This window comes from Pseudokineococcus sp. 1T1Z-3 (assembly GCF_037482365.1).
In the GTDB taxonomy this organism is placed as follows: Bacteria; Actinomycetota; Actinomycetes; order Actinomycetales; family Quadrisphaeraceae; genus Pseudokineococcus.
In genome coordinates, this window is sequence record NZ_JBBHZF010000026.1 from 314,795 (window position 1) to 339,682 (window position 24,888).

Annotated in this window: 21 protein-coding genes; 12 read left to right on the top strand and 9 right to left on the bottom strand. The window is 76.3% G+C overall.

The features are described 5' to 3' along the window. The first annotated feature begins 307 nt into the window (after window positions 1-307). On the top strand, window positions 308-637 hold the full coding sequence (locus WDV86_RS13590) for a helix-turn-helix domain-containing protein (protein ID WP_339568171.1): 330 nt from the start codon (window positions 308-310) through the stop codon (window positions 635-637). A 76-nt stretch (window positions 638-713) separates the two neighbouring features. Here WDV86_RS13590 and WDV86_RS13595 read toward each other — a convergent pair whose 3' ends face one another. Continuing rightward, complete coding sequence (locus WDV86_RS13595; protein ID WP_339568172.1) at window positions 714-1,673, bottom strand: DNA-formamidopyrimidine glycosylase family protein; 960 nt, start codon at window positions 1,671-1,673, stop codon at window positions 714-716. Between the two features lie 9 nt (window positions 1,674-1,682). Further along, window positions 1,683-6,902: an Lhr family helicase gene (locus WDV86_RS13600; RefSeq protein ID WP_445263090.1), complete on the bottom strand. Its 5,220-nt coding sequence runs from the start codon at window positions 6,900-6,902 to the stop codon at window positions 1,683-1,685. A 162-nt stretch (window positions 6,903-7,064) separates the two neighbouring features. On the opposite strand from WDV86_RS13600, the gene WDV86_RS13605 reads away from it, so the two are divergent. The 3 genes from WDV86_RS13605 (at window position 7,065) to WDV86_RS13615 (ending at window position 9,147) form a co-directional block, all read left to right on the top strand. Next, the gene (locus WDV86_RS13605; RefSeq protein WP_339568174.1) at window positions 7,065-7,289 is read left to right on the top strand and encodes a DUF3046 domain-containing protein; all 225 of its coding nucleotides are present in this window, start codon (window positions 7,065-7,067) and stop codon (window positions 7,287-7,289) included. Window positions 7,290-7,504: 215 nt separating this feature from the next. Next, window positions 7,505-8,557, top strand: a complete 1,053-nt coding sequence (gene recA / locus WDV86_RS13610) for a recombinase RecA (RefSeq protein ID WP_339568175.1) — start codon at window positions 7,505-7,507, stop codon at window positions 8,555-8,557. Continuing rightward, window positions 8,554-9,147, top strand: coding sequence for a regulatory protein RecX (locus tag WDV86_RS13615; RefSeq protein WP_445263091.1), 594 nt, complete (start codon window positions 8,554-8,556; stop codon window positions 9,145-9,147). Before recA ends, WDV86_RS13615 begins: the two co-directional genes overlap by 4 nt. 72 nt (window positions 9,148-9,219) lie before the next feature. On the opposite strand, the gene WDV86_RS13620 is transcribed toward WDV86_RS13615, so the two are convergent. From WDV86_RS13620 to WDV86_RS13635, 4 genes are all read right to left on the bottom strand, one after another. Next, entirely contained in the window at window positions 9,220-10,104 is an 885-nt protein-coding gene (locus WDV86_RS13620; protein WP_339568177.1) for an amino acid ABC transporter permease, read from the bottom strand. Further along, window positions 10,101-10,757 carry an amino acid ABC transporter permease gene (locus WDV86_RS13625; RefSeq protein WP_339568178.1) on the bottom strand — a complete coding sequence of 219 codons (657 nt, stop codon included), beginning with the start codon at window positions 10,755-10,757 and terminating at the stop codon, window positions 10,101-10,103. Before WDV86_RS13625 ends, WDV86_RS13620 begins: the two co-directional genes overlap by 4 nt. Before the next feature lie 112 nt (window positions 10,758-10,869). Then, window positions 10,870-11,775 (bottom strand): glutamate ABC transporter substrate-binding protein, encoded by a 906-nt coding sequence (locus WDV86_RS13630; RefSeq protein ID WP_339568179.1) that lies wholly within the window; start codon window positions 11,773-11,775, stop codon window positions 10,870-10,872. A gap of 74 nt (window positions 11,776-11,849) precedes the next feature. After that, on the bottom strand, window positions 11,850-12,569 hold the full coding sequence (locus WDV86_RS13635; protein ID WP_339568575.1) for an amino acid ABC transporter ATP-binding protein: 720 nt from the start codon (window positions 12,567-12,569) through the stop codon (window positions 11,850-11,852). 164 nt (window positions 12,570-12,733) lie between these two features. On the opposite strand from WDV86_RS13635, the gene miaB reads away from it, so the two are divergent. Then, window positions 12,734-14,341 carry a tRNA (N6-isopentenyl adenosine(37)-C2)-methylthiotransferase MiaB gene (gene miaB, locus WDV86_RS13640; protein WP_339568180.1) on the top strand — a complete coding sequence of 536 codons (1,608 nt, stop codon included), beginning with the start codon at window positions 12,734-12,736 and terminating at the stop codon, window positions 14,339-14,341. 37 nt (window positions 14,342-14,378) lie between these two features. Here the strand turns inward: miaB and WDV86_RS13645 are convergent, their stop codons facing one another. Further along, window positions 14,379-15,137, bottom strand: a complete 759-nt coding sequence (locus WDV86_RS13645) for a sulfite exporter TauE/SafE family protein (RefSeq protein WP_339568576.1) — start codon at window positions 15,135-15,137, stop codon at window positions 14,379-14,381. A 68-nt stretch (window positions 15,138-15,205) separates the two neighbouring features. Between WDV86_RS13645 and miaA the strand changes: the two genes are divergently transcribed. The 3 genes from miaA (at window position 15,206) to WDV86_RS13660 (ending at window position 17,531) form a co-directional block, all read left to right on the top strand. Then, window positions 15,206-16,165 (top strand): tRNA (adenosine(37)-N6)-dimethylallyltransferase MiaA, encoded by a 960-nt coding sequence (gene miaA / locus WDV86_RS13650; protein WP_339568181.1) that lies wholly within the window; start codon window positions 15,206-15,208, stop codon window positions 16,163-16,165. Beyond that, on the top strand, window positions 16,162-17,091 hold the full coding sequence (dapF, locus tag WDV86_RS13655) for a diaminopimelate epimerase (protein WP_339568182.1): 930 nt from the start codon (window positions 16,162-16,164) through the stop codon (window positions 17,089-17,091). Before miaA ends, dapF begins: the two co-directional genes overlap by 4 nt. 200 nt (window positions 17,092-17,291) lie before the next feature. After that, window positions 17,292-17,531 carry a hypothetical protein gene (locus tag WDV86_RS13660; protein ID WP_339568183.1) on the top strand — a complete coding sequence of 80 codons (240 nt, stop codon included), beginning with the start codon at window positions 17,292-17,294 and terminating at the stop codon, window positions 17,529-17,531. A gap of 66 nt (window positions 17,532-17,597) precedes the next feature. On the opposite strand, the gene WDV86_RS13665 is transcribed toward WDV86_RS13660, so the two are convergent. After that, window positions 17,598-18,284 (bottom strand): class I SAM-dependent methyltransferase, encoded by a 687-nt coding sequence (locus WDV86_RS13665; RefSeq protein WP_339568577.1) that lies wholly within the window; start codon window positions 18,282-18,284, stop codon window positions 17,598-17,600. Window positions 18,285-18,424: 140 nt separating this feature from the next. Here WDV86_RS13665 and hflX point away from each other — a divergent pair, with 140 nt between their 5' ends. The 4 genes from hflX (at window position 18,425) to WDV86_RS13685 (ending at window position 24,013) form a co-directional block, all read left to right on the top strand. Beyond that, window positions 18,425-19,987, top strand: coding sequence for a GTPase HflX (hflX, locus tag WDV86_RS13670; protein ID WP_339568184.1), 1,563 nt, complete (start codon window positions 18,425-18,427; stop codon window positions 19,985-19,987). Window positions 19,988-20,087: 100 nt separating this feature from the next. Beyond that, window positions 20,088-22,193: an ATP-dependent DNA helicase gene (locus WDV86_RS13675; RefSeq protein WP_339568185.1), complete on the top strand. Its 2,106-nt coding sequence runs from the start codon at window positions 20,088-20,090 to the stop codon at window positions 22,191-22,193. Beyond that, entirely contained in the window at window positions 22,190-23,245 is a 1,056-nt protein-coding gene (locus WDV86_RS13680) for an aminotransferase class V-fold PLP-dependent enzyme (RefSeq protein ID WP_339568186.1), read from the top strand. The genes WDV86_RS13675 and WDV86_RS13680 overlap by 4 nt, the downstream gene beginning before the upstream one ends. Before the next feature lie 96 nt (window positions 23,246-23,341). Beyond that, window positions 23,342-24,013, top strand: coding sequence for a UdgX family uracil-DNA binding protein (locus WDV86_RS13685; protein ID WP_339568187.1), 672 nt, complete (start codon window positions 23,342-23,344; stop codon window positions 24,011-24,013). Between the two features lie 16 nt (window positions 24,014-24,029). Here WDV86_RS13685 and lexA read toward each other — a convergent pair whose 3' ends face one another. Continuing rightward, window positions 24,030-24,803, bottom strand: coding sequence for a transcriptional repressor LexA (gene lexA / locus WDV86_RS13690; protein ID WP_339568188.1), 774 nt, complete (start codon window positions 24,801-24,803; stop codon window positions 24,030-24,032). Window positions 24,804-24,888: the final 85 nt, after the last annotated feature.

The following is a 24,888-nucleotide window of genomic DNA, read 5'->3' on the forward strand; positions in this document are numbered from 1 at the left end:
GACTGCCGGGTACCGTGGGCGTGCCGGGAGCGCACCAGCGTCCCGGCGGACCAGCACGACCCGCCCGGTGGCTCCTGGCCGACGGGCGTCAGGCGTCATGACGACCGCTCCCACCTCCAGCGCGACGAAGGCCGCTCCGGTCCCGGCGCGTCGAGGCGGGTCCGCACCCGCCGCGACGCCCAGCGGCACGACCGTCCGCCGCGCCGCCGCACCAGCACCCGCTCGTGCCACCGTCCCGGTCCCTGCGACCCAGCCCGTCCACGCCACTGCACCGACGCCCGCCCCGAGCCAGAGAGGGGAGCACGCCGTGGTCCTGCTCCGCCAAGAGCTCGGTGACGTCCTGCGCGACCTGCGGCAGAAGCAGGGCCGGACGCTGCGCGAGGTCTCCAGCACCGCCCGGGTGAGCCTGGGGTACCTGTCCGAGGTCGAGCGCGGTCAGAAGGAAGCCTCTTCCGAGCTGCTCTCCTCCATCTGCGGGGCGCTGCAGACGCCGCTGTCGGTGCTGCTCAGCGAGGTCAGCGACCGGGTCGCCGTCGCCGAGGACTTCGTCGTCCCGGACGTCGTGCCCGACGTCGTCCCGCCCGAGCTCGTCCACCAGGGCGGCCGCCGTTCCCGGGGTCTGGTCAGCGCCGCCTGAGTGATGGGCGACGCCGTGCCGTCGCGGCGAGCCGGCCGGCTCCTGGCTGCCGGTCAGCGCGGCCACGTCCGGGGTCTCAGGCGTACGGCGAGGTGCCTCGGCGCCTGGCTGCGGCACCTCCCCGGCGGTCGTGACCGAGGGGTGGCTGCGCGCGGCCGTCGTCGGTCGGGCGCGGCCCGGGCTGGCAGGACGGGCAGAAGAAGGCGCTGCGGGCGTGCGGCCCGACGCCGATCGGGGCGACCCGGACCGTGCTCCCGCACCGCCGGCAGGGCAGGCCCGAGCGGGCGTGCACGTAGCGGTTGCGCCCGGGCCTGGTGTCTCCCGTCGTCGTCTGCACGGGCTCGCGGGCCTCGAGCGCCAGGCGCATCGCCCGCCGGGCCAGGGCCAGCACGGCGGCGAGGTCCACCGCGGCGACCGGCGCCCAGGGGCTGTGCCCGCGCAGGAAGAGCACCTCGCTCATCCAGAAGGTGCCGATGCCCGCCACCAGGCGCTGGTCGAGCAGGGCGTCGCCGACCTCGCGGGCCGGGTCGGCCTGCAGGGCGCTCAGCGCGCGCCCCGCCCCGCCTTGCGAACGGGGGACCGCGTCGGGCTGGGCGTCGAGCCCTGCGTGGGGCTGGGCGTCCGCGCCGCCGGCCTCCCAGTCGTCGGCCAGCAGGTCGGGCCCGAGATGACCGACGAGCGAGCCCTCGTCGGCGGTCGCGACGAGGTCGAGCATCCCCAGCCGGTGGCCGACGGCCGTCCACTCCTCCGTCGTCAGGACGGCGCGGACGCCCTCGGCGGAGCGGACCCGTCGCCGGTCGCCGGTGCGGACGACGTGCCACGACCCGTCCATCCGCAGGTGGCTGTGCAGCGTGAGCGCGGCGTCGGTGCGCAGCAGCAGGTGCTTGCCCCGGGCGGCCACCTCCTCGACCACCTGCCCGCGCAGGTCCGCGGTCGCCAGCGTCGGCCACCGCAGGTCGCTGCGCAGGAGCGTCCGCCCCGCCAGCGCGGCGTGCAGGCGCCGCGCCGTCCGCAGCACGGTGTCGCCCTCAGGCACCGCTGACGCTCACGGTCGCAGCCGCAGCCCGCGCGGCGTGGGGGTGAAGCCGGCGGCCTCGAGGGCGTCGGCGACCGGGCCGCCCCCCAGCACGGGCTCGCCGTCGGCCTTCTGCACGAGCAGCTGGCCCAGGCCGCCGTCGCGGACGGCGGTGACGAGCGCCCGGCCCGCGGCGGCGAGGTCGTCGGGGTCGCCCGACCACGAGCGCACGGACCGCCCGCCCCGCTCGACGTAGAGCAGCAGGCGGCCCTCCCGCAGGACGACGAGCGCGCCGGCCGCGCGGGCCGGCCGGTGCCCGCGGGTGATGGTGGCCGCGCCGTCCTCACCCGGGCTCTCGCCGCCGTCACCGCTCGCCTCCTGGGCGCCGGCGCCCGCGCCGGCCTCCCGCGGCGGCCAGGGCAGCGCGGCGCCGAAGGGGTTGGCCGGGTCGCACGCCGAGACGACGACGGCGGGCCGGTCGTCCTCGTCCCGGCGGCCCGGGGGTGACCAGCCGTCGTCGGCGTGCTCGCCGACCGGACGTGCGACGGCGCGGAGCCGGTCGACGGCGCCCGGCCCGGCGAACTGGGAGGCCCCGAGGCCCTCGACGAAGTAGCCGCGACGCACGCGTCCGGCGTCCTCCATGGCGGCGAGCACGCGGTACACCCCGGCGAAGCCGCCGGGCAGGCGCTCGGCGACGACCGACCCGCGCGTGAGCACGCCGTAGCGGTCCAGCAGCACCTCGGCCTGCGCCGCCGCCCGCACCGTGACGTCAGGCTCGGTCTCCGGCAGCAGCGACCAGCGCCCGGCGGCGTGCGGCGGGCCGCCCCGGACGGGGACCGACGGACGGCCGGGGCGGGAGCGGCCGGCGGCCCACCCGCGGCGGCTGCTCGCGTACCGGGACGTCGCGGGGGCCGGCGCGCTGCGGTGCCGGGTCCGGCCGCCGCGCAGCCGCGCCCGCAACGGCGCCAGCGTGTCGTTGGTCAGCCGGCCGTCCCAGACCAGGTCCCACAGCACACCCGCGAGCGCCTCGTCGTCGGTGGCGCCGACGGCGTCGGCGAGGGCGCGGAAGAAGTAAGAGCCGCCGCCGTCGAGCGCGTCCAGGACGGCCCGGTGGTCGTCGGTCAGCTCGAGCGTGTCCTCCGAGGCCGCCGCGGCGACGGCGTGGGGGAGCGCGGCGTCGCCCCGGCCGTCCACGCAGTCCCAGCGCGCCCGCGGCGGCAGGGTGAGGTGCGCCGAGTCGGCCAGGTGCAGCGACACCCACCCGTCGTCCCCGGGCAGCGTGCCGTGCCCGCACCACAGCACCTCGCCGGAGGCGGTCAGCTCGTCGAGGAGCGCGGGGGAGTACCGCTGCAGCCGTGCCGGCAGGACGAGTGACTCCACCGCGCTGGCCGGCAGCACCGCCCCCGCCAGCTGCTCGACGACCCGCACGAGGCCCTCGGCGCCGCGCAGCCGCGCCCCGACGCCCTGCCAGCGGGGGACGAAGGCGGCGAGGTCCTCGGCCGGCACCGGCTCGACCTCGGCCCGCAGCGCCGCCAGGGAGCGACGCCGCAGCACCCGCAGCACCTCGGCGTCGCAGACGTGCTCGACGCCCGCCTCGGCGGGCGCCACGGTGGCCTCGTCGGGAGGAGCGGTCCCCTCGCCGAGCAGGCCGCGGGCGCCGTCGGGCAGCAGGTCCCCGCGCACGAGCCGGCCCCGCTGCTCCAGGGCCCGCAGCGCGGCGGCGACGACGGCACCGCCCAGGCCGAACCGCCGGGCCAGCTGCGCCGGGGCGAAAGGCACGTGGGTGCGGGCGTAGCGGGAGACCAGCTCGCCGACCGGGTCCGGCACGGGCGCCGTGAAGGCCTCGGGGACGCCGACGGGCAGCGGTGTGCCGAGGGCGTCGCGCAGCCGCCCGGCGTCCTCGATGCTCGCCCAGCGCTCCTCGCCGGCGATGCGCACGGCGATCACCCGTCGCTGCTGCTCCAGCGAGCGCAGCCAGCCCTCCACCGTCGGCAGCCGCGCGTGCGCCGCCGCCTCGCGGGCGTCGGCGTCCCGCTCCGGCGCGTCGTCGGACGTCCCGTCCGCCGGCGAGGCGTCGTCGGCTGCGTCGTCGTGGGCTGGGGCGTCGTGGACTGCGTCGTCGTGGGCTGCGTCGTCGTTGGCTGGGGCGTCGTCGACGCCGGGGACGGCACCCGGGCGCACCCGCCGCGCCACCTCCAGCGTGCTGAGCGGACCGAGCACCCGCAGCAGGTCGGCGACGTCCTCGGCGCCGCGCGCCCCGCGCTCGGGCAGCAGCCGCTGCAGCTCGCGGTGCGTGCGGACGACGGCGCCCGGGTCGAGCAGGTCGGCGAGCGCGGCGCCGTCCCCGCGCCCGAGCAGCTCGGCGAGCAGGCCGGGGTCGAGCGACAGCGCCGCCGCGCGGCGCTCGGCGAGCGGGGAGTCGCCCTCGTAGAGGAACTGGGCGACGTAGCCGAACATCAGGCTGCGGGCGAAGGGCGACGGCGTCTGGGTCGTCACCTCGACGACCCGGACGGCCCGCGAGCGCAGGTCGCGCAGCAGCTGCTCCAGCGCGGGGACGTCGAAGACGTCCTGCAGGCACTCGCGCACCGTCTCCAGGACGACGGGGAAGGAGGGGTAGCGCGCGGCGACCTCCAGCAGCTGTGCGGCGCGCTGACGCTGCTGCCACAGCGGCTGGCGCCGGTCCGGGCTGCGGCGGGGCAGCAGGAGCGCCCGGCCGGCGCACTCGCGGAACCGGGCGGCGAACAGCGCCGACCCGCCGAGCTCCTCGGTGACGACCTGGGCGACGTCGTCGGGGTCCATGAGCAGGACGTCGGCGAGGTCGGGCAGGCCGGCGCCGCCGGCGGCGTCCTCGGCGTCGCCGTCGCCCAGCCCGCCCCCGAGGCCTCCGTCGTAGCCGGCGTCGGGCAGCCGCAGGACGATCCCGTCGTCGGCGGGCATGGCCTGGACGTCGACGCCGAAGCGCTCGCGCATCCGCGCCGCGACGGCCAGCGCCCACGGCGCGTGCAGCTGCTGGCCGTAGGGGGAGTGGACGACGACGCGCCAGTCCCCGAGCTCGTCGCGGAAGCGCTCGACGACGAGGGTGCGGTCGTCGGGCAGGTGGCCGAGGGCCTCCTGCTCCTCGCGCAGGTACCCGAGGAGGTTGTCGACCGCCCACGCGTCGAGCCCGGCGGCCTGCGCGCGGCCGCGGGCCACCTCGCCGTCCCACCCGCCGGGGGCGGCAGCGAGCTCGCGCACGAACCCGCCCACCGCCCGGCCCAGCTCGGCGGGGCGGCCGAGCGCGTCGCCGTGCCAGAACGGCAGCTTGCCCGGCTGCCCCGGCGCCGGGGTGACGAGCACCTGGTCGCGGGTGATGTCCTCGATCCGCCACGTCGAGGCGCCCAGGGTGAAGACGTCACCGACGCGCGACTCGTAGACCATCTCCTCGTCGAGCTCCCCGACCCGCCGGCCCGGGCCCTCGCCCGAGGCCAGGAAGACGCCGTAGAGCCCGCGGTCGGGGATGGTGCCGCCGCTCGTCACGGCCAGCCGCTGCGCTCCCGGCCGCCCGGAGAGGGTGTCGGCCACGCGGTCCCACACCACCCGCGGGCGCAGCTCGGCGAACTCCTCGCTGGGGTAGCGCCCCGAGAGCATGTCGAGGACCGCCTCCAGGACGGGGCGACCCAGCTGCTCGAAGGACGCCGTCCGGCGCACGAGCGCCTCGAGGTCGTCGACCGACCAGTCGTCCATCGCCGTCATCGCGACGACCTGCTGGGCCAGCACGTCCAGCGGCGTCGTCGGGATGCGCAGCTCCTCGATGCGGCCCGCCCGCATCCGCTCCGTGACGACGGCCGTCTGGACGAGGTCGGAGCGGAACTTGGGGAACAGCACGCCGCGGCTGACCGCGCCGACCTGGTGCCCGGCCCGCCCGACCCGCTGGAGGCCGCTGGCCACGCTCGGCGGGGACTCGACCTGCACGACGAGGTCGACCGCGCCCATGTCGATGCCGAGCTCGAGGCTGGAGGTGGCGACGACGGCGGGCAGCCGCCCGCTCTTGAGGTCGTCCTCGATGAGCGCGCGCTGCTCCTTGCTCACCGAGCCGTGGTGGGCGCGGGCCAGCAGGGCGGGCAGGCCGGCGGAGGCGCCGGCCTGCGCCATCACCTCCGCGGGCGGGCGGCGCGGCCGCTCGGCCAGGCGGGTGCCCGCCGAGGCGGCCCACTGGGGGCCCTCGTCGTGCTCGTCGTGCTCGCCGTCGTCGTCCCGCTGGTCGACGTCGGAGCCCTCGTCGCCAGGGGCGTCGTCGTCCTGCTCCTGCGTCGTCCCGAGCCGCTGCGCCCACTCCTCGTTGAGGCGGGCGGTGAGCCGCTCGGCCAGCCGGCGGGAGTTGGCGAAGACGATGGTCGAGCGGTGCTCGTCCCCGGTCGGCGCGACGAGGTCGACGATGCGCTCCTCGACCGACGGCCAGATCGACGTCGTGCGCTGGGCACCCGCGGCGGCGCCGGAGAGGTCCTCGGTGGCGTCGCCGATCGCGGACATGTCCTCGACCGGCACGACCACGGAGAGGCCGAAACGCTTCTCCGAGGGCGGCTGGACGACCGTCGTCGCCCGCCCGCCGGGCGACCCGGGCGGGCGGGTGCCGGCGAGGAAGCGCGCGACGGCCTCGGGCGGGCGCACGGTCGCCGACAGGCCGACGCGCTGGGCCGGCTGCGGCAGCAGCGCGTCGAGCCGTTCCAGCGACAGCGCCAGGTGCGCGCCGCGCTTGGTGCCGGCGACGGCGTGGACCTCGTCGACGACGACCGTGGTCACCCCCACGAGCGACTCGCGCGCACGGGAGGTGAGGACGAGGAAGAGGGACTCGGGCGTCGTGATGAGGATGTCGGGCGGCGTGCGCGCCTGCTGGCGGCGGTCGGCCGCGGTGGTGTCGCCCGAGCGGATGCCGACCCGGACGTCCGGCTCGGGCAGGCCCAGGCGCACGCGCTCGTGCCCGATGCCGGTGAGCGGGGCGCGCAGGTTGCGCTGGACGTCGCTGGCGAGGGCCTTGAGCGGCGAGACGTAGAGGACCCGGCAGCGCTGCGCGGCCTCGGGGACGGGCTCGCTGACGAGCCGGTCGACCGACCACAGGAACGCCGACAGGGTCTTGCCGGAGCCCGTGGGGGCCACCACGAGGGTGTGGTCACCGCTGCTGATGGCGTCCCAGGCGCCCACCTGCGCGCTCGTCGGGGCGGCGAAGGCGCCCGTGAACCAGCGCCGCGTCGCCTCCGAGAAGCGCCCGAGCACCTCCGGGCCGGACGGCGCGGACGAGCCGGCGCCGGACGTGCCCGCGGCGGGGCCCTCCACGCTGGACGTCGCTGCTCTCCGAGGCACGCCGCGATCCTGCCCGCCACCACCGACGACGGCGTCGTCGGGCCCCGGGACCGCCTCGGGTGGCACCCTGGAGAGGTGCGGCTGAGCGAGTTCTGGCGGTTGATGGACGAGGAGCTGGGCTCCGGCTACGCGCGGTCGGTGGCCTCCAGCCAGGTCGTCGGCGCGCTCGGGAGCCGGACGCCGGACGAGGCGCTGGAGGCGGGGGTGCCCCCGCGGGAGGTGTGGGCGGCGGTGTGCGAGGTCATGGACGTCCCGCCCGAGCGCCGGCTGGGCCGCGACCCGGCGGCGCGGCGGCGGTGAGGGGCGCCGCCGCGGCGCCGGGCCTCCCGGCGTGTCGCGCGCGGCGTGCGACGGTCGAACGGACGTTCGCCTACCGTGGAGCGCACAGGACGGCGGTCGCGCCGCTCGTCCACAGCCCGCGGCGTCGGGCGCCCGCTGTCGGCGGGTGCTCCTAGCGTCGCCCCGACGGACGAGAACCCCGGCGCCCACGCCGGCCGAGACCCTGAGGTGACACCATGGCCGCTCCCGTGACGGCGGACCGCAGCAAGGCGCTCGACACCGCGCTGGCGCAGATCGACCGCCAGTTCGGCAAGGGCTCGGTGATGCGCCTCGGGGACGAGGTGCGTGCCCCCATCGAGACGATCCCGACCGGCTCGATCTCCCTGGACGTCGCCCTCGGCATCGGGGGGCTGCCCCGCGGGCGCGTCGTGGAGATCTACGGCCCGGAGTCCAGCGGCAAGACGACGGTGGCCCTGCACGCGGTCGCCAACGCCCAGAAGGCCGGCGGCATCGCGGCCTTCATCGACGCCGAGCACGCCCTCGACCCGGACTACGCGCAGAAGCTGGGCGTCGACACCGACGCGCTGCTCGTCAGCCAGCCCGACACCGGTGAGCAGGCGCTGGAGATCGCCGACATGCTCATCCGCTCCGGGGCGCTCGACATCATCGTCATCGACTCGGTCGCCGCCCTCGTGCCGCGCGCCGAGATCGAGGGCGAGATGGGGGACAGCCACGTCGGCCTGCAGGCCCGCCTCATGTCGCAGGCGCTGCGCAAGATCACCGGTGCCCTGCACGGCTCGGGTACGACGGCGATCTTCATCAACCAGCTGCGCGAGAAGATCGGGGTGATGTTCGGCTCGCCCGAGACCACCACGGGCGGCAAGGCGCTGAAGTTCTACGCCTCCGTCCGCCTGGACGTGCGGCGGATCGAGACGCTCAAGGACGGCACCGAGCCGGTCGGCAACCGCACCCGCGTCAAGGTCGTCAAGAACAAGGTCAGCCCGCCGTTCAAGCAGGCCGAGTTCGACATCCTCTACGGGCACGGCATCTCCCGGGAGGGCGGCCTCATCGACATGGGGGTCGAGCAGGGCTTCGTCCGCAAGTCCGGTGCCTGGTACACCTACGACGGCGACCAGCTCGGCCAGGGCAAGGAGAACGCCCGCGCGTTCATGCGCGACAACCCCGACCTCGCCGACGAGCTGGAGAAGAAGATCAAGGAGAAGCTCGGCGTCGGGCCGCGCGTGGACAAGCCCGCCGACACCGGGCAGGGGCCTGAGGTCGCCTTCTGAGCGGGGCCGAGGTCGGGGGCGGTGGTGCCGCCCCCGACGCAGGCCGGTCCCGAGGCCGCGCGCCGGGTCAGGGCCGCAGGGGCGGTGACGCCCGGGAGCGGCCGGAGCAGGACGCCGACGCCGACCCCGCTGCCGTCGCGAGGGCGGTCGCCCTGCGCCAGCTGACGACGGCACCGCGCAGCCGCGCCGAGCTGGCGCAGAAGATGGCGGGCAAGGGCGTCCAGGAGGAGGTCGCCGCGGCAGTCCTCGACCGGCTCGAGGAGGTCGGTCTCGTCGACGACGAGGCCTACGCCGGGATGCTCGTCCGGTCCCGGCAGGAGACGCGTGGCCTGGCCCGCCGGGGGCTCGCGCACGAGCTGCGGCGCAAGGGCGTCGAGGACGACGTCGCCCAGGGCGCCCTCGCCGAGGTCACCGACGATGACGAACGGGCGGCGGCCGAACGTGTCGTCGAGCGCAAGCTCCGGGCCACGCGCGGGCTCGACCGGTCGGTCCGCGAGCGCCGCCTGGCGGGCGTCCTCGCGCGCAAGGGCTACCCCGCCGGCCTCGCCTACGCCGTCGTGCGCGCGGCGCTGGACGGCGAGGGCGGCTGATCGGGCAGATCTGTGCCCGACCTCCTGCAGCACCGTCCGTGACGGCCGGCCGGCGCGATGCCCCGGCCGGTCTCAGACGCGGGCGCCCTCGGTCGCCGGGGTGGCGGGGGCGTCCTCGTCGTCCCCGGACCGGCTGGCCGAGAGCCGAGCCTCGACCAGCGTCGCCAGCTTCTCCAGCAGGAGGTTGAGGACGACGTAGATGACCGCGACGACGGCGAAGGTCTGGATCGGGTTGTCCAAGGCGTTGCGGATCTGCTGACCGGACCGCGCCAGCTCCGTGACCTGGACGAAGACGAAGATCGCGAGTGCGGTGTCCTTGACGACCACGACGAGCTGGCTGATGAGCGAGGGGAGCATCGAGCGGAAGGACTGGGGCAGCTGGACGAGGAGCATCGTCTGCCCGGGGCGCAGGCCGATCGCCTTGCCGGCCTCCGACTGCCCCCGCGGCAGCGAGCGCACTCCCGCCCGCAAGATCTCGCTGATGATCACCATGTTGTAGAGGACCAGCCCGACGACGAGCGCGGCGAAGTCGGGGATCGGGAAGCCGAGCGACCGGGGGACGAAGCTGCTGAGCAGCAAGGTGACGATGACGGGCAGCCCGCGGAGCAGCTCGACCATGCCGACCAATGGCACGCGGAGCACCGGCCCGGCCATGAGGCGGCCCATCGCGACCACCGTGCCGAGGACCAGTGCCAGGACCATCGAGAGAGACGCCGCCTGGAGGGTCACGGCAAGCCCACTGCCGAGCCGCGCCCACACCAGCGCGAAGTCCTCGTTGCTCGGGTCGAGCAACGGCCCCCAGAGCGCCCACGACAGCTCGCCTGTCACCGCGAGCTGCCGTACACCCAGCGCGACCACGCCAGCGGCGAGAAGAGCGGCGACGACGGTGAGCGCGAAGATGCGCCGGCGGGCCCGCGGTCCGGGCGCGTCGAAGAGCACAGGGGCGACGGCACTCATCGGGCGATCTCCAGCTTCCGCTCCAGCAGGGCCAGCAAGGCGCCGGCGGACAGGGTCATGACGAGGAAGCCGATGGCCATCCCGAGCAGGGACGGCAGCTGCGCGTACCCCAGGGCGCTGGTCATCCGGTTGTAGGCGCTGAAGAGGTCGCCGCCGACCCCGAGCGCACCTACGACGGCTGAGTTCTTCGTCATGGCGATGAGGACGTTGCCGACCGGCGGGACGACCGAACGGACTGCCTGGGGCAGCACGATGAGACCAAGGTTCTGGGTAAATCCGAGACCGATGGCCCGTCCCGCCTCCGCCTGCCCGGTCGCGACCGAGTTGACGCCGCTGCGCAGCGCCTCGCAGACGAAGGCGGCGGTGTACATGGCGAGGCCCGAGACTCCGAGCACGAAGTAGTTGCCGCCGGCGCTGATGCCGGCCGCCGGCAGCCCGAAGGCGAAGAAGTACAGGACGATCGCGAGCGGGGAGTTGCGGAAGACGGTCACGTACGCGGCGCCGAAGCGTTGCAGGACCGGGACCGGGGAGACGCGGAAGGCCGCGAGCACCGCCCCCAGCAGGAGCGCGCCGACCCCGGCGAGCAGGGCGATCCGCAGGGACACGAAGAAGCCCGAGACGTACAGGTCGAGGTTCTCCAGGACTGGCGTCACGTCAGCTCCTCTTCACCGGGCCTCCGTCGCCGGAGCCGGGACCGTACGGATGACGGGAGCGCCGAGGGCGGTGATCGCCCCCGGCGCTCCTCAGGCGAGCCTTCTCAGGTGGTCACGCGCACGGGTCGGGGTCGGGCAGCGCAGGCAGCTCTGCGCCCTCGTACTGGCCGGCCGTCGAGTTCCAGGCCTCCTCGTAGTAGCCGTCCTCGGCGGCCGAGGCCAGGGCCCCGTTGACGAACTCGCACATCTCCACGTCGCCGTTCGGCAGGCCGATGCCGTACGGCTCCTCGGTGAACTGCTCGCCGACGAGCTCGAACGCACCGTCGGACTCGGCGACGTAGCCGAGGAGGATGACGTTGTCCGTCGTCACCGCCTGCACCTGGCCGGTCTCCATGGCCGAGACGCAGTCGTCGTAGACGGCGAACTCCACGAGCTGGCTCGGGTCGGCCAGGTACTGGCGGATGTTCTCGGCCGGCGTGGACCCGGTCACCGAGCAGATCGTGAAGTCGGGGTTGTCGGCCAGGTCGTCGGGCCCGCTGATGGTGTCGTCGCCAGCGTTGACCATGATCTGCTGGCCGGCGACGTAGTACGGGCCGGCGAAGGTGATGCGCTCGGCGCGCTCGTCGTTGATCGTGTAGGTCGCGATGACCATGTCGACGGTGCCGTTCTCCAGCAGCGTCTCGCGCTGGGCGCTGGGCGCCTCCACCCACTCGATGGAGTCCCGCTCGATGCCGAGCTGACCCGCGATGTAGGCGGCGATGTCGACGTCGAAGCCCTCGGGCGTGCCGTCGAGGCCGAGAAGGCCGAAGCCCGGCTGGTCGTACTTCACGCCGATCGTCATCGTGCCGGCCTCGCTGAGGTCGGCCATCGTCGTGCCGGCCTCGAACTCGCTCGCGTCGGGGGTCTCGACCGGCGCCTCGGCCTCCCCGCCGTCGTCGCTGCCGCACGCGGCCAGGACGAGCAGGGTGGTCGCCGCGGCGGCGGCGACGGCGGTGCTGCGGGTACGTGCGGTCCTCATGGTGCTCCTCGTCCGTCGGGGATCGCTGGTCTGGGCGGTCGCTGGTTCGGGCGCTCGCTGGTCTGGGTCGCTGGTCAGTGGGTCAGGAGCTTGGAGAGGAAGTCCTTCGCCCGCGGGGAGCTCGGCGCGGTGAAGAACGTCTCGGGGTCGGCCTGCTCGACGAGCTCGCCGTCGGCCATGAAGACGACGCGGTCGGCCGCCTTGCGGGCGAAGCCCATCTCGTGGGTGACGACGACCATCGTCATGCCGCTGCTCGCCAGGTCGGTCATGACCTCGAGGACCTCGTTGATCATCTCCGGGTCCAGCGCGGAGGTGGGCTCGTCGAACAGCATGACCTTCGGGTCCATGGCCAGGGCCCGGGCGATGGCCACGCGCTGCTGCTGGCCCCCGGACAGCTGCGCCGGGTACTTCTTCGCCTGGTGCCCGACGCCGACCCGGTCGAGCAGCTCGCGGGCGCGGCGCTCGGCGTCGGCCTTCTTGACCTTGCGGACCTTGATCGGGCCCAGGGTGACGTTCTCCAGCACCGTCTTGTGCGCGAAGAGGTTGAAGGCCTGGAACACCATGCCGACGTCGGCCCGCAGCCGCGCCAGCGCCTTGCCCTCCTCGGGCAGCTGCTGGCCGTCGACGGTGATGGACCCGCCCTCGTAGGTCTCCAGGCGGTTGATCGTGCGGCACAGCGTCGACTTGCCCGACCCGGACGGCCCGATGACGACGACGACCTCGCCGCGGCCGATCGTCAGGTCGACGTCCTTGAGCACGTGCAGGTCGCCGAAGTGCTTCTGCACCCCGGACATGACGACGAGCGGCTCGCGCTCACCGGCCGACGCCCCCGCGCCCTCAGCAGTGGTCACGCGGCGCAACGTAGCCGCCCGCCGCGTCCACGGGGCGGGGCGACGCGCAGGTGACGGCATCGTGACCTCTCGGGCGCCCCTGCCGCGGTCCGTACCCTGGTGACGCCATGACGACGACCGCCGACGCCCCCGCGAGCGCCCCCTCGACCGTCCCGGAGACCGGAGCCGCACCGGCTCGGGGCCGCACCTACGCCGTGCGCACCTTCGGGTGCCAGATGAACGTCCACGACTCTGAGCGGCTGTCCGGCTCGCTGGAGGCCGCCGGGTACACGGCGCTGCCGGCCGGCGCGGACCCCGAGAGCGCCGACGTCGTCGTCTTCAACACCTGCGCGGTGCGCGAGAACGCCGACAACAAGCTCTACGGCAACCTCGGGCGGCTCGCCCCGGTCAAGGCGCGGCGCCCCGGCATGCAGATCGCCGTCGGCGGCTGCCTCGCCCAGAAGGACCGCGGGATCATCGTCGAGCGCGCCCCGTGGGTCGACGTCGTCTTCGGCACGCACAACATCGGGTCCCTGCCCGCGCTGCTGGAGCGCTCTGCGCACAACGCCCGCGCCGAGGTGGAGATCCTCGAGGCGCTGGAGACCTTCCCCTCCACGCTGCCGACCAAGCGCGACTCCGCGGCCTCCGGCTGGGTCTCCATCAGCGTGGGGTGCACCAACACGTGCACCTTCTGCATCGTCCCGGCGCTGCGCGGCACCGAGAAGGACCGGCGCCCCGGCGACGTGCTCGCCGAGGTGCGGGCGCTCGTGGCCGACGGCGCGCTGGAGGTGACGCTGCTGGGCCAGAACGTCAACACCTACGGCATCGAGCTCGGCGACCGCGGCGCCTTCGCCAAGCTGCTGCGCGCCTGCGGCGACGTCGAGGGGCTCGAGCGCGTGCGCTTCACGAGCCCGCACCCGGCGTCGTTCACCGACGACGTCATCGCCGCGATGGCGCAGACGCCGAACGTCATGCCGCAGCTGCACATGCCGCTGCAGTCGGGCTCGGACCGGGTGCTGCGCGCGATGCGCCGCTCCTACCGCAGCACGCGGTTCCTCGGGATCCTCGAGCGCGTCCGCGCCGCCATGCCCGACGCGGCGATCTCCACCGACCTCATCGTCGGCTTCCCCGGCGAGACCGAGGAGGACTTCCAGGCCACCCTCGACGTCGTCGCCGCCTCCCGCTTCGCCCAGGCCTTCACCTTCCAGTACTCCCCGCGGCCCGGGACACCCGCCGCGACGATGCCCGACCAGGTGCCCAAGGCCGTCGTCCAGGAGCGCTTCGAGCGGCTCGTGGCCCTGCAGGAGCAGGTGAGCTGGGACGAGAACCTCACCCAGGTCGGCCGCGAGGTCGAGGTCATGGTCTCGGTCGGCGAGGGCCGCAAGGACGGCGCGACTGCGCGGATCTCCGGGCGCGCGCCGGACAACCGGCTCGTCCACGTCGCGCTGCCCGAGGGCGAGCCGGCGCCGCGGCCCGGGGACATGGTGAGCACGCGCGTCACCTACGCGGCGCCGCACCACCTCGTCGCCGACCCGGGGGTGGGCGTCGGGCCCGAGCTGGCCGCCCGCGGCGAGCTCGTCCACCGGCTGCGGCGCACCTCGGCCGGGGACGCCTGGGACCGCCGGCAGGCCGACTCGTGCGGCGTGCCGGCGCCGGCTGGGGGTGCCGGGACGACGGGCAGAGGTGCGCGCGGACCGGTGCCGGTCAGCCTCGGGCTGCCGACGCGGCGGGGCTGAGCAGCGCGGGCCGGCGGCCCGGCCGCTCGCGGGCGGGTCAGCCCGCGCCCACCCACAGCCGCACGGCGAGGGCGAGGCCGGCGACGCCGATGACGGCGCGCAGCAGGGTCTGCGGCAGCCGCCGGGCGACGATCGGCCCGAGCCACCCGCCCAGCAGGATCCCGGCGGCGAGGGGGAGCGCGGCCACGAGGTCGACGACCCCGAGGGCGAGGAAGAGCCCCGCGGCGACGACGTTGCTCACCATGAGCAGGATGTTCTTCAGCGCGACGAGGCGCTGGACGGTCGCGTCCAGGACGAAGCCCAGCAGCACCGGGATGATCACGCCGGCCGCCGCGCCGAAGTAGCCGCCGTACACGGCGACGAGCAGCAGGCCCACGCGGGCGAGCCAGGACTCCGACGCGTCCGGCGTGACCGGGCGTCGCATGAGCCGGCGCAGCCGCGGCTGGAGCAGCATGAGGACCGACGCGCCGCCGACGAGGAAGGGCACGACCCGCTCGAAGACCTCGCCCGGCGTCGTCACGAGCAGGACGGCGCCGGCGAGGCCACCGAGCGCGAACCACGGGGTGAGGCGGACGAGCCGTGCCCGCTGCCCGGTGAGCTCGGGCCGTGAGCTGGCCGCCGACCCGATCCCGGAGGCGACGAGCGCCACGGTGTTCGTGACGTTGGCCGTGACGGGGGACAGGCCCACCGCCAGCAGCGCCGGGTAGGACACGAGCGACGCCAGCCCCACCACCGACCCGACGAGCCCAGCGCCGACGCCGGCGAGGGCGAGCAGGCCGAGCTCCAGCGGCGTCATCACGGGCGATCCAACCACCGCGGCGAAGACCTGCCGGCCAGCGCCCTCGCGCGTGGGACGCTCGCCGGGTGGCGGACCCCCTTGACCAGCCGCCCCTCGTGGCCGTCGTCGGCCCGACCGCGACCGGCAAGTCCGACCTCGGCGTCGCGCTCGCGCTCGCCCTCGGCGGCGAGGTCGTCAGCGCCGACGCCTCCCAGCTCTACCGGGGCATGGACGTCGGGACGGCGAAGCTCCCGCCCGAGCAGCGCCGCGGCGTCCGCCACCACCTGCTCGACGTCCTCGACGTGCGCGAGGACGCGAGCGTCGCCGCCTACCAGCGGGCCGCGCGCGCCGCCGTCGCCGAGATTCGCTCCCGGGCAGCGGTCCCGGTGCTGGTCGGGGGCAGCGGGCTGTACGTGCGCGCCGTGCTCGACGGCCTGCAGTTCCCGGGCGCGGACCCGGCCGTGCGCGCCCGCTGGCAGGCCGAGGCGAGGCGCCTCGGCGCGCCGGCGCTGCACGCCCGCCTGGCCGAGCTCGACCCGGCCGCCGCGGCGGCGGTGCTGCCGAGCAACGAGCGCCGCGTCGTCCGTGCCCTGGAGGCCATCGAGGTCAGCGGCCGGCCCTTCAGCGCCACGATGCCGACCTACGTGCACCCGCCAGAGCTGCGTCCCGTCGTCCAGGTCGGGCTGCGCGTGCCGCGACCGGTCCTGGACGCCCGCATCGAGACCCGCGTCGCCGAGATGGCCGCGGACGGGCTCGTCGACGAGGTCCGCGCCCTGGCGGCCGCCGGGCTGGCCGAGGGCCCGACGGCGTCGCGCGCGCTGGGGTACGCGCAGGTGCTCTCCCACCTCGCGGGGCAGTGCTCGCTGGCCGACGCCCTCGCCGAGACCGTCCGCGCGACCCGGCGCCTCGCCCGCCGGCAGGAGAGCTGGTTCCGCCGCGACCCGCGCGTGCACTGGCTGGACGCCGACCTCCCCGGCGACCTCCTGGCCCGGGCCCTCGCCGCGGTCGAGCAGGTCGTCCCCGGGGCCGTAGCCTCCCGGGCGTGAGCCTCTCGACCCTCGCGGGCCTGCGCTGGACCAAGGGCCACGGCACCGAGAACGACTTCGTCCTCGTCACCGACCCCGACGGCGAGCGCGACCTCGGCGCCGACGACGTCCGGGCCCTGTGCGACCGCCGTGCCGGGCTGGGCGGGGACGGGCTCATCCGCGCCGTCCGCAGCGACGCGCTGCCCGAGGGTGCAGCCGCGCTGGCCGAGGACCCCGCCGCGACGTGGTTCATGGACTACCGCAACGCCGACGGCAGCGCTGCCCAGATGTGCGGCAACGGCGTCCGGGTCCTCGTCGCGCACCTGCTGCGCGAGGGGCTCCTCGCGCCGCAGGAGCTCGCCGACGGGCGCGTCCTCGCCGTCGGGACCCGCTCGGGCGTCAAGCGCGTCACCGCGGCGCTCGACGACGAGGGCACGGACGGCTGGTTCGCCGTCGACATGGGGCCCTGGGCCGTGCCCGGCGGGGACGCCGGGGTGGCCGCCGGCTTCGACGCCACCGTCGGGGTCCGCGGCCTCGACGGCGTCCCGCGCCCCGGCCTGTCCCTCGACCTCGGCAACCCGCACGTCGTCGTCGCCCTCACCGGCCGCGGCGAGCTGGAGGCCGCCGACCTCCTCGACGCCCCGGAGGTCTCGCCCGTGCCGCCCGACGGGGCGAACGTCGAGCTGGTCGTCCCGCTCGACGCGCCGGCGCCCGGGGTCGGGGCGCTGCTCATGCGCGTGCACGAGCGCGGGGTCGGCGAGACCCGCTCGTGCGGCACGGGCGCCTGCGCCGCGGCGCTCGCCGTACGGCTGTGGGGCGGCGCCGACTCGCCCGACGTCTGGCGTGTCGCGGTCCCCGGCGGACGTCTGCGCGTGACGGCGCTGCCCGGGGGGCGGGTCGAGCTCGCAGGACCGGCGGTCCTCGTCGCCGACGGCGTCCTGGCCTGAGCGACGACCGGTCTTGCGCACGTCGACGTCGCCGGGCGGCGGCGGCGCCTCCCGGCCACCCCACGTCCACCGGCCCGCCGGGTGACGGTGACCAATTCGTGATCACGGCCTGCCACACAACATCACGCAGAGGTGATGCACTCCTCCCGACGGCAGGACTGGTCGGCGCTCCCCGCGCCGACCTCGGGGGCGGGGGCAGCATGGGCGAGCGAGGGGCGCGGGCACGGCACGCGCAGGTGCTGGATGGCGGAGGCGTGCTCGACGTCACCGAGCGGGGCCGGGCGGTCAGCACCCAGGCGGCGCGCCGCCAGCTCATGCGCAGCGTGACGGCGGAGATCCCGCGCCCGCCGGCCGAGGGAGACCGCGCCGCGCGCCGCGAGGCGCTGCTCCACCTGCTGGAGATGTCCCGCCGCCGCCGCGGTCCCGGCCGCCGGACCTGACGGCGTCTCCCGCCGCTCAGCCTTCTGGCGTCTCCCGCCGCTCAGCCTTCTGGCGTCTCGCGCCGCTCAGCCTTCTGGCGTCTCCCGCCGCCGGGCCCTCAGCACCCGGTAGCCCTTGGCGCTGCCCGCGCGCTCGACCTCGACGACGTCGCCGAGGTGCGCCGTCGTCCACGCCTGCAGCGAGTCCGCGCCGAGGTTGCGCTGGACGACGAGGTGCGCGTCGGCGCCCGGCGCGAGCCGCGGCAACCACCGGGCCAGCAGGTCGTGCAACGCCTCCTTGCCCACCCGGATGGGCGGGTTGGACCACAGCGCGGCGAGCGCGACGTCGTCCGGCACCTCCTCCGGCGCGACGGCGCGCACCCCCGCCAGCCCGAGGCGCTCGGCGTTGCGGCGCGTGAGGTCCCGGGCCCGGGCGCTGACGTCGACCGCCCAGACCACCGCCTCCGGCGCCTCGGCGGCCATCGCCAGCGCCACCGCGCCCCAGCCGCACCCGAGGTCGAGCAGGTGCCCCGAGCGCGGCGGCGCGGGCACCTCGCGCAGCAGGACGCGGGTGCCGAGGTCGACCCGCTCGGCGCTGAAGACCCCGCGCGCGGTCTCCACCTCGACGTCGCGCCCACGCAGGCGCACCTGCAGCAGCGTGCGCTCGTCCGCCGGCGCGGGCACCCCCGCGAGGCGGCCGCCGAAGTAGTGCTCCGTCGCCGGCGCGCCTGCCGGCGAGGCCGTCCCGTCCTCGCCCGCGGCGGGTCCCTGCATCACCGCCGGGACGCTACCCGCGTCGCGGCGGACGGCGGAATGGCCTCGTCACGGCGCCCGTTGACTGCCACAGTTGGCGCCACGCCACGCACGGGCCCGCTCCTACCCGCCGGGCCCGCCCCGACCCTCCGCAGGAGACCATGACTGCACGCACCGAGACGTCGACCCGCTCCGAGACGTCGACCCGCTCCGAGACGTCGACCCACCACGAGGCCACGACGGGCACCTCGACCGACGGCCGCAGCGACGCGGTCAGCCGGATCCTGTCCCGCCATGGCACGCCCGGCGGCCAGCACGGCCAGGCACCGCCCACCGCCGAGGCATCCGCCTTCGACGGCGAGCAGCTCGACCTCGCCGAGCGGCAGGCGCTGCGGCGCGTCGGCGGGCTGGGCACGCACTCCTCCGAGCTGCAGGACGTCACCGAGGTCGAGTACCGGCAGCTGCGCCTGGAGCGCGTCGTCCTCGCCGGGCTCTGGACCACTGCGAGCGTCGAGGAGGCCGAGGCGTCCCTGCGCGAGCTGGCCGCCCTGGCCGAGACCGCCGGCTCGGCCGTCCTCGACGGCGTCCTGCAGCGTCGCCCCACGCCCGACCCGGCCACCTTCCTCGGCTCCGGCAAGGCCGCCGAGCTCAAGGGCATCGTCGCGGCCACCGAGGCCGACACGGTCGTCTGCGACGGCGAGCTCTCGCCGTCGCAACGCCGCGGGCTGGAGGACATCGTCGGGGTCAAGGTCATCGACCGGACCGCGCTGATCCTCGACATCTTCGCCCAGCACGCGAAGTCCAAGGAGGGCAAGGCCCAGGTCGAGCTCGCGCAGCTCGAGTACCTGCTGCCCCGCCTGCGCGGCTGGGGCGAGTCGATGTCCCGCCAGGCCGGTGGTCGCGTGGCCGCCGGCGCCGGCATCGGCTCCCGCGGGCCCGGTGAGACGAAGATCGAGCTGGACCGGCGCCGCATCCGCACCCGCATGGCCCGGCTGCGCCGCCAGATCCGGGAGATGAGCCCGGCGCGGGCGACCAAGCGGGCCCGCCGCCTCGCCGGCGGCGTGCCGGCCGTGGCCATCGCCGGGTACACCAACGCCGGCAAGTCGAGCCTGCTCAACCGCCTGACGGGCGCCGGCGTGCTCGTCGAGGACGCGCTGTTCGCCACGCTCGACCCGGCGGTCCGGCGGGCGCAGACCCCCGACGGGCGCGCCTACGTCCTCGCCGACACCGTCGGCTTCGTGCGGCACCTGCCCACCCAGCTGGTCGAGGCCTTCCGCTCGACGCTGGAGGAGGTGGGCGGGGCCGACCTCGTGCTCCACGTCGTCGACGCCTCCGACGTCGACCCGCTCGGTCAGGTCTCCGCCGTCCGCTCCGTCCTCGCCGACGTCGGGGCGCTCGACGTGCCCGAGCTCGTCGTGCTCAACAAGTGCGACGCGGCCTCCCCCGAGGCGGTGGCCCGGCTGCGGTCGGCGCTGCCGGGCGCCGTCGTCGTGTCGGCCCGCACCGGGGAGGGGCTGGACCACCTGCTCGACGTGGTCGCCGAGCGGCTGCCGCGCCCGGACGTGGACGTCGACGTCGTCGTGCCCTACACCCGAGGGGACCTGGTCTCACGCGTGCACGGCACGGGCGAGGTCCTCGCCGAGGAGCACACGGGCGCGGGCACCCGGCTCGTCGCCCGTGTCGGAGAGCACCTGGCCGCCGAGCTGCACGGCGTCGCCGTCTGAGGGTGCGCGCAGGCGCCCACAGGTGCCGCTCGGCCGCCGTCCTCGCCGTGCCCGGGGGACGACGGCCGGCGCCGGCGGTGGCGCACCTACCCTCGGGCCGGTGAGCACCGCCCCGCCCGCCCCTGCCGCGCCCCCGCCCCCGGCGGCGGACCAGGTGCCCGACGTCGACGCGCTGCTCGCCAGCGCGGTCGCCGCGCTCGGGGGCGCCCGGCGCGAGGGGCAGCACGTCATGGCCCGCGCCGTCGACGCGGCACTGTCCACGCGCGAGCACCTGCTCGTCCAGGCCGGGACCGGCACCGGGAAGTCGCTGGCCTACCTCGTGCCCCTCGCCCGGCGGGCGGTCGAGTCGCGACGCCCCGTCGTCGTCTCGACGGCGACGCTCGCGCTGCAGAACCAGGTCGCGGCCCGGGACCTGCCGCGCCTGGCCGACGCGCTCGAGCCGCTGCTCGGGCGCCGCCTCACCTGGCAGGTGGTCAAGGGCCGCGCCAACCACCTGTGCGTGCACAAGGTCGACGGCGGCTTCCCCGAGGACGAGGCCCTGTTCGACGCTCCCGCACCGATGCCGGGGCTGGCGCTGACCTCCGGCGGCCCGAGCGGGCGCACCGGCCGTGACGTCGTCCGGTTGCGGGAGTGGGCACGGACGACGTCGACCGGGGACCGCGACGACCTCGTGCCCGGCGTCAGCGACCTCGCCTGGCGCCAGCTCGCCGTCAGCGCGCGGGAGTGCCTCGGCGCGACACGGTGCCCGCAGGCGGAGGACTGCTTCAGCGAGCGGGCGCGCGAGCGCTCGCGGGACGTCGACGTCGTCGTCACCAACCACGCGCTGCTCGCGATCGACGCCTTCGAGGGCCGCGCGATCCTGCCCGAGCACGAGGTGCTCGTCGTCGACGAGGCGCACGAGCTCGCCGACCGGGTCACCTCCGTCGTCTCGGCGCAGCTGACCGTGGCCTCGGTGGCCGCCGCCGCGACCCGGGCGCGGCAGTCCGGCGCCGAGACCGACCGCCTCGACGCCGCGGCCGAGGACCTCGGCGTGGCCCTGGCCGAGGTGCCCGAGGGGCGCTTCGCCCGTGGCCTGCCCGAGCTGGTGCACCTCGCCGTCTCGGGCGTCCGCGACGCCGCCCGCGAGCTCACGGGGCGGCTGCGCCCACCCCCCGGGGAACGACCCACGGACGCCGTGGCCGGGGCGATCTCCGTCGCCAAGGCCGCTGTCGGGGAGGTCCTCGAGGTCGCCGAGCGGATGGCGGGCGCGCCCCGCGACGGCACGGGGCACGACGTGCTGTGGCTCTCGGTCTCCGAGCTGTCCTCCACGCCCTCGGCCGCGCGCAGGGCCCTGCAGGTCGCGCCGCTGCAGGTGGCGGGACTGCTGCGCGAGGCGCTGTTCGCCGACCGGACCGTGGTCCTGACGTCCGCGACGCTCACGACGGGAGGCACCTTCACCGGTGCCGCGCAGGCGGTCGGCCTCGGCTCCACCCCCGGGGCTGGGGGCGAGGGGAGCCCGGCCTGGGACGGCCTCGACGTCGGCAGCCCCTTCGACTACCCGCGCCAGGGGATCCTCTACCTCGCCCGCCACCTGCCCGTCCCGGGTCGTGAGGGCGCCGGGACGCCCGTGGTCGACGAGGTCACCGAGCTGGTCCGCGCCGCCGGCGGGCGCACGCTGGGGCTCTTCTCCTCGCGCCGTGCCGCCGAGGCCGCCGCCGAGGTGCTGCGCGAGCGGCTCGACGTCCCCGTGCTGTGCCAGGGCGACGACGTGACGCCGACCCTCGTGCGCGAGTTCGCGGCCGACCCGACGAGCGTGCTCGTCGGCACCCTGTCGCTGTGGCAGGGCGTCGACGTGCCGGGGCCCTCGTGCCAGCTCGTGACGATCGACCGCATCCCCTTCCCGCGCCCCGACGACCCGCTGCTCTCGGCCCGCGCCGAGGCCGTCTCGCGCGCCGGCGGCAACGGCTTCCTCGCCGTCTCCGCCCAGCACGCCGCGCTGCGCCTGGCCCAGGGCGCCGGGCGGCTCGTGCGCTCGACCGCCGACCGCGGCGTCGTCGCCGTCCTCGACCCGCGCCTGGCGACGGCGCGCTACGGCGGCTTCCTGCGCGCGAGCCTGCCGCCGCTGTGGGCGACGAGCGACCGCGACGTCGTGCTCGGGGCGCTGCGGCGCCTGGACGCCGCCGCCCGGGCCCAGGAGCAGGGCGCCGCCGAGGAGGGGGCGCCGTGACCGGCCCGGACCTCGCGAGCGCGCAGGCGGCCTTCGAGGCCGTGCCCGGCTACTGCAACGCGGCGACCCTCGGCCTGCCGAGCCGGACGACGCGGGAGGCCCTGGCCGCGGCGGTGCACGAGTGGGCCACGGGGACGGCGACGGCCACCGGCTACGACGCCGTCGTCGCGCGGGCACGGTCCCTGTTCGCCGGCCTCGTCGACGTGCCGGTCGGGCGGGTCGCCGTGGGCTCGCAGGCCTCGGTCGCCGTCGGCGCCGTCGCCTCGTCGCTGCCCGACGGGGCGCGCGTCGTCGTGCCGGCCGGGGACTTCACCTCCGTGGTCTTCCCCTTCCTGGTCCACGCCGGGCGGAGAGGTCTGGTGGTCGCCCAGGTGCCGCTGGCCGGCCTCGCCGACGCGGTCGACGAGGGCTGCGACCTCGTCGCCTGGTCGCGGGTGCAGTCCGCCGACGGGGCGCTCGCCGACGACACGGCCGTCCGCGAGGCCGCGGCGCGGGTCGGTGCCGCCACCCTCTGCGACCTCACCCAGGCCGCCGGCTGGCTGCCGGTGCGGGCTGGTGACTACGACGTCAGCGTCACCGCCGCCTACAAGTGGCTGTGCGCGCCCCGCGGCGTGTGCTTCACGACCGTCGCGCCCTCCTGGCAGGAGCGGCTGCTGCCGACGTCCGCCGGCTGGTACGCCGGCGAGGACGTCTGGGGCTCGGTCTACGGCCCCGCCATGGCCCTGGCTGGCGACGCGCGGCGCTTCGACGTCTCCCCGGCGTGGCTCGCGTGGGCCGGCGCCGTGCCCGCGCTGGAGGTCTTCGCCGGTCTCGACGTCGCCCAGGTCCGCGACCACGACGCCGCGCTGGCCGACGCCGTGCTGGCGGGGCTCGACCTGCCGCCGGCCGGCCGCGCCGTCGTGACGGTGCCCGACCCCGACGGGCGGGCCCTGGCCCGCCTGGCCGACGCGGGCGTGACGGCGGTGGCGCGCGCCGGCGCCGTCCGGCTCTCCTTCCACCTCTGGAACGGCCCCGACGACGTCGAGCGGGTGCTCGGGGCGCTGCGGGGCTGAGGGGTCGGGCAGGAGCCCGGGACGGCCTCGCGGAGGGCCCGGCACCAACACGTGCTGGACGGGTGCGGTCGGTGCGAGGGACCTACGGTGCCGGTCATGGCGACGCGCCCCGACCGACCCGGCGCCACCGCGTGGCTGCCCGACCCCGACCACCGGGACGTCGCGCACCTGCGGGAGGCCGCCACGGCGTGCCGCGGCTGCGAGCTCTGGGAGCCCGCGACCCAGGTGGTCTTCTCCGCCGGCGTCGTCACCGGGCGGGTCGCGCTCGTCGGCGAGCAGCCGGGCGACGTCGAGGACCAGCGCGGCATCCCCTTCGTGGGGCCGGCCGGCCGGCTGCTGCAGGAGGCCGTCGCCGAGGCGGGCCTGGCCCGCGAGGACGTCTACGTCACGAACGCCGTCAAGCACTTCCGCTTCAGCCAGAGCGCACCCGGTAACCGCCGGATCCACGCCACCCCCGACGCGGGCCACGTCACGGCCTGCAAGCCGTGGCTGGCCGCCGAGCTCGTGGCCGTGGACCCCGACGTCGTCGTCGTGCTCGGTGCCACGGCGGCCAAGGCCCTGCTGGGGCCGTCCTTCCGCGTGACGCGCGAGCGCGGCGTCGTCCTGGAGCGCGAGACCTCCCGAGGCACCAAGCGCTTCGTCGCGACCATCCACCCCTCGGCCGTGCTGCGGACCCCGGCCCCGGAGCGCGAGCAGGCGCGCGCCGGCCTCGTCGCGGACCTGCGGGTCGCCGCCTCGGCGCTGGGCGACGGCGCCGCGGAGACCTGAGGCCTGGCGCCGGGCCTCAGACGCTCCGCAGCACGGCCACGACCCGGCCGAGGACGGTCGCCTCGTCGCCCGGGATCGGCTCGAAGGCGGGGTTGCGCGGCAGCAGCCGCACGTGCCCGTCCCGCCGCTGGAACACCTTGACGGTGGCCTCGCCGTCGATCATCGCGGCGACGACCTCGCCGTTCTCGGCCACCGGCTGCTGACGCACGACGACCCAGTCGCCGTCGCAGATCGCCGCGTCGACCATCGACTCGCCGGTCACGCGCAGGAGGAAGAGCTGCCCGTCGCCGACGAGCTGGCGGGGGAGGGGGAAGACGTCCTCGACGGCCTGCTCGGCCAGCACGGGGCCACCCGCCGCGATGCGCCCGACGACGGGGACGTACGTCGCCGCGGGCCGCTGGTCCCCCGAGCCGGTCTCGTCGGCGTGCGGGGCGAGCAGCGACGCCTCGTCGGCCTCGACCGGCGGGAGGCCCGGCGCGACGACCTCGATGGCGCGGGGACGCCTGGGGTCTCGGCGCAGGTAGCCCTTGCGCTGCAGGGCGCTCAGCTGGTGGGAGACGCTCGAGGGGCTTGTGAGACCGACGGCCTCGCCGATCTCCCGCATGCTCGGCGGGTACCCGCGCCGGCTCACCGAGTCGCTGATGCACTCCAGCACCTTGCGCTGGCGCGCCGTCAGCCCGTCCCGCGCCGCCGGCGTCTCGGGCAGCTCCACCACCTGGCCGCCCTCCGTCCCCGTGCCGTCCTGCGGAGGCCCCGCGTCGGTCCCGCCCTGCCTCGTGCGCCGCGCCACGTCGCCTCCTGAGCTCGGTGCCCGGCCGGCGCCTCGTGCGCCGCCGTGCGGGGCCCACGGTAGAGATCGCCAGGGGCGATGCCAA

Coding starts and splice junctions, on each gene's coding strand:
- recA (WP_339568175.1), top strand. CDS start 7,505: ATGGCCGCTCCCGTGACGGCGGACCGCAGCAAGGCGCTCGACACCGCG.
- WDV86_RS13620 (WP_339568177.1), bottom strand. CDS start 10,104: ATGAGTGCCGTCGCCCCTGTGCTCTTCGACGCGCCCGGACCGCGGGCC.
- WDV86_RS13630 (WP_339568179.1), bottom strand. CDS start 11,775: ATGAGGACCGCACGTACCCGCAGCACCGCCGTCGCCGCCGCCGCGGCG.
- WDV86_RS13635 (WP_339568575.1), bottom strand. CDS start 12,569: ATGTCCGGGGTGCAGAAGCACTTCGGCGACCTGCACGTGCTCAAGGAC.
- miaB (WP_339568180.1), top strand. CDS start 12,734: ATGACGACGACCGCCGACGCCCCCGCGAGCGCCCCCTCGACCGTCCCG.
- WDV86_RS13645 (WP_339568576.1), bottom strand. CDS start 15,137: ATGACGCCGCTGGAGCTCGGCCTGCTCGCCCTCGCCGGCGTCGGCGCT.
- WDV86_RS13660 (WP_339568183.1), top strand. CDS start 17,292: ATGGGCGAGCGAGGGGCGCGGGCACGGCACGCGCAGGTGCTGGATGGC.
- WDV86_RS13665 (WP_339568577.1), bottom strand. CDS start 18,284: ATGCAGGGACCCGCCGCGGGCGAGGACGGGACGGCCTCGCCGGCAGGC.
- hflX (WP_339568184.1), top strand. CDS start 18,425: ATGACTGCACGCACCGAGACGTCGACCCGCTCCGAGACGTCGACCCGC.
- WDV86_RS13685 (WP_339568187.1), top strand. CDS start 23,342: ATGGCGACGCGCCCCGACCGACCCGGCGCCACCGCGTGGCTGCCCGAC.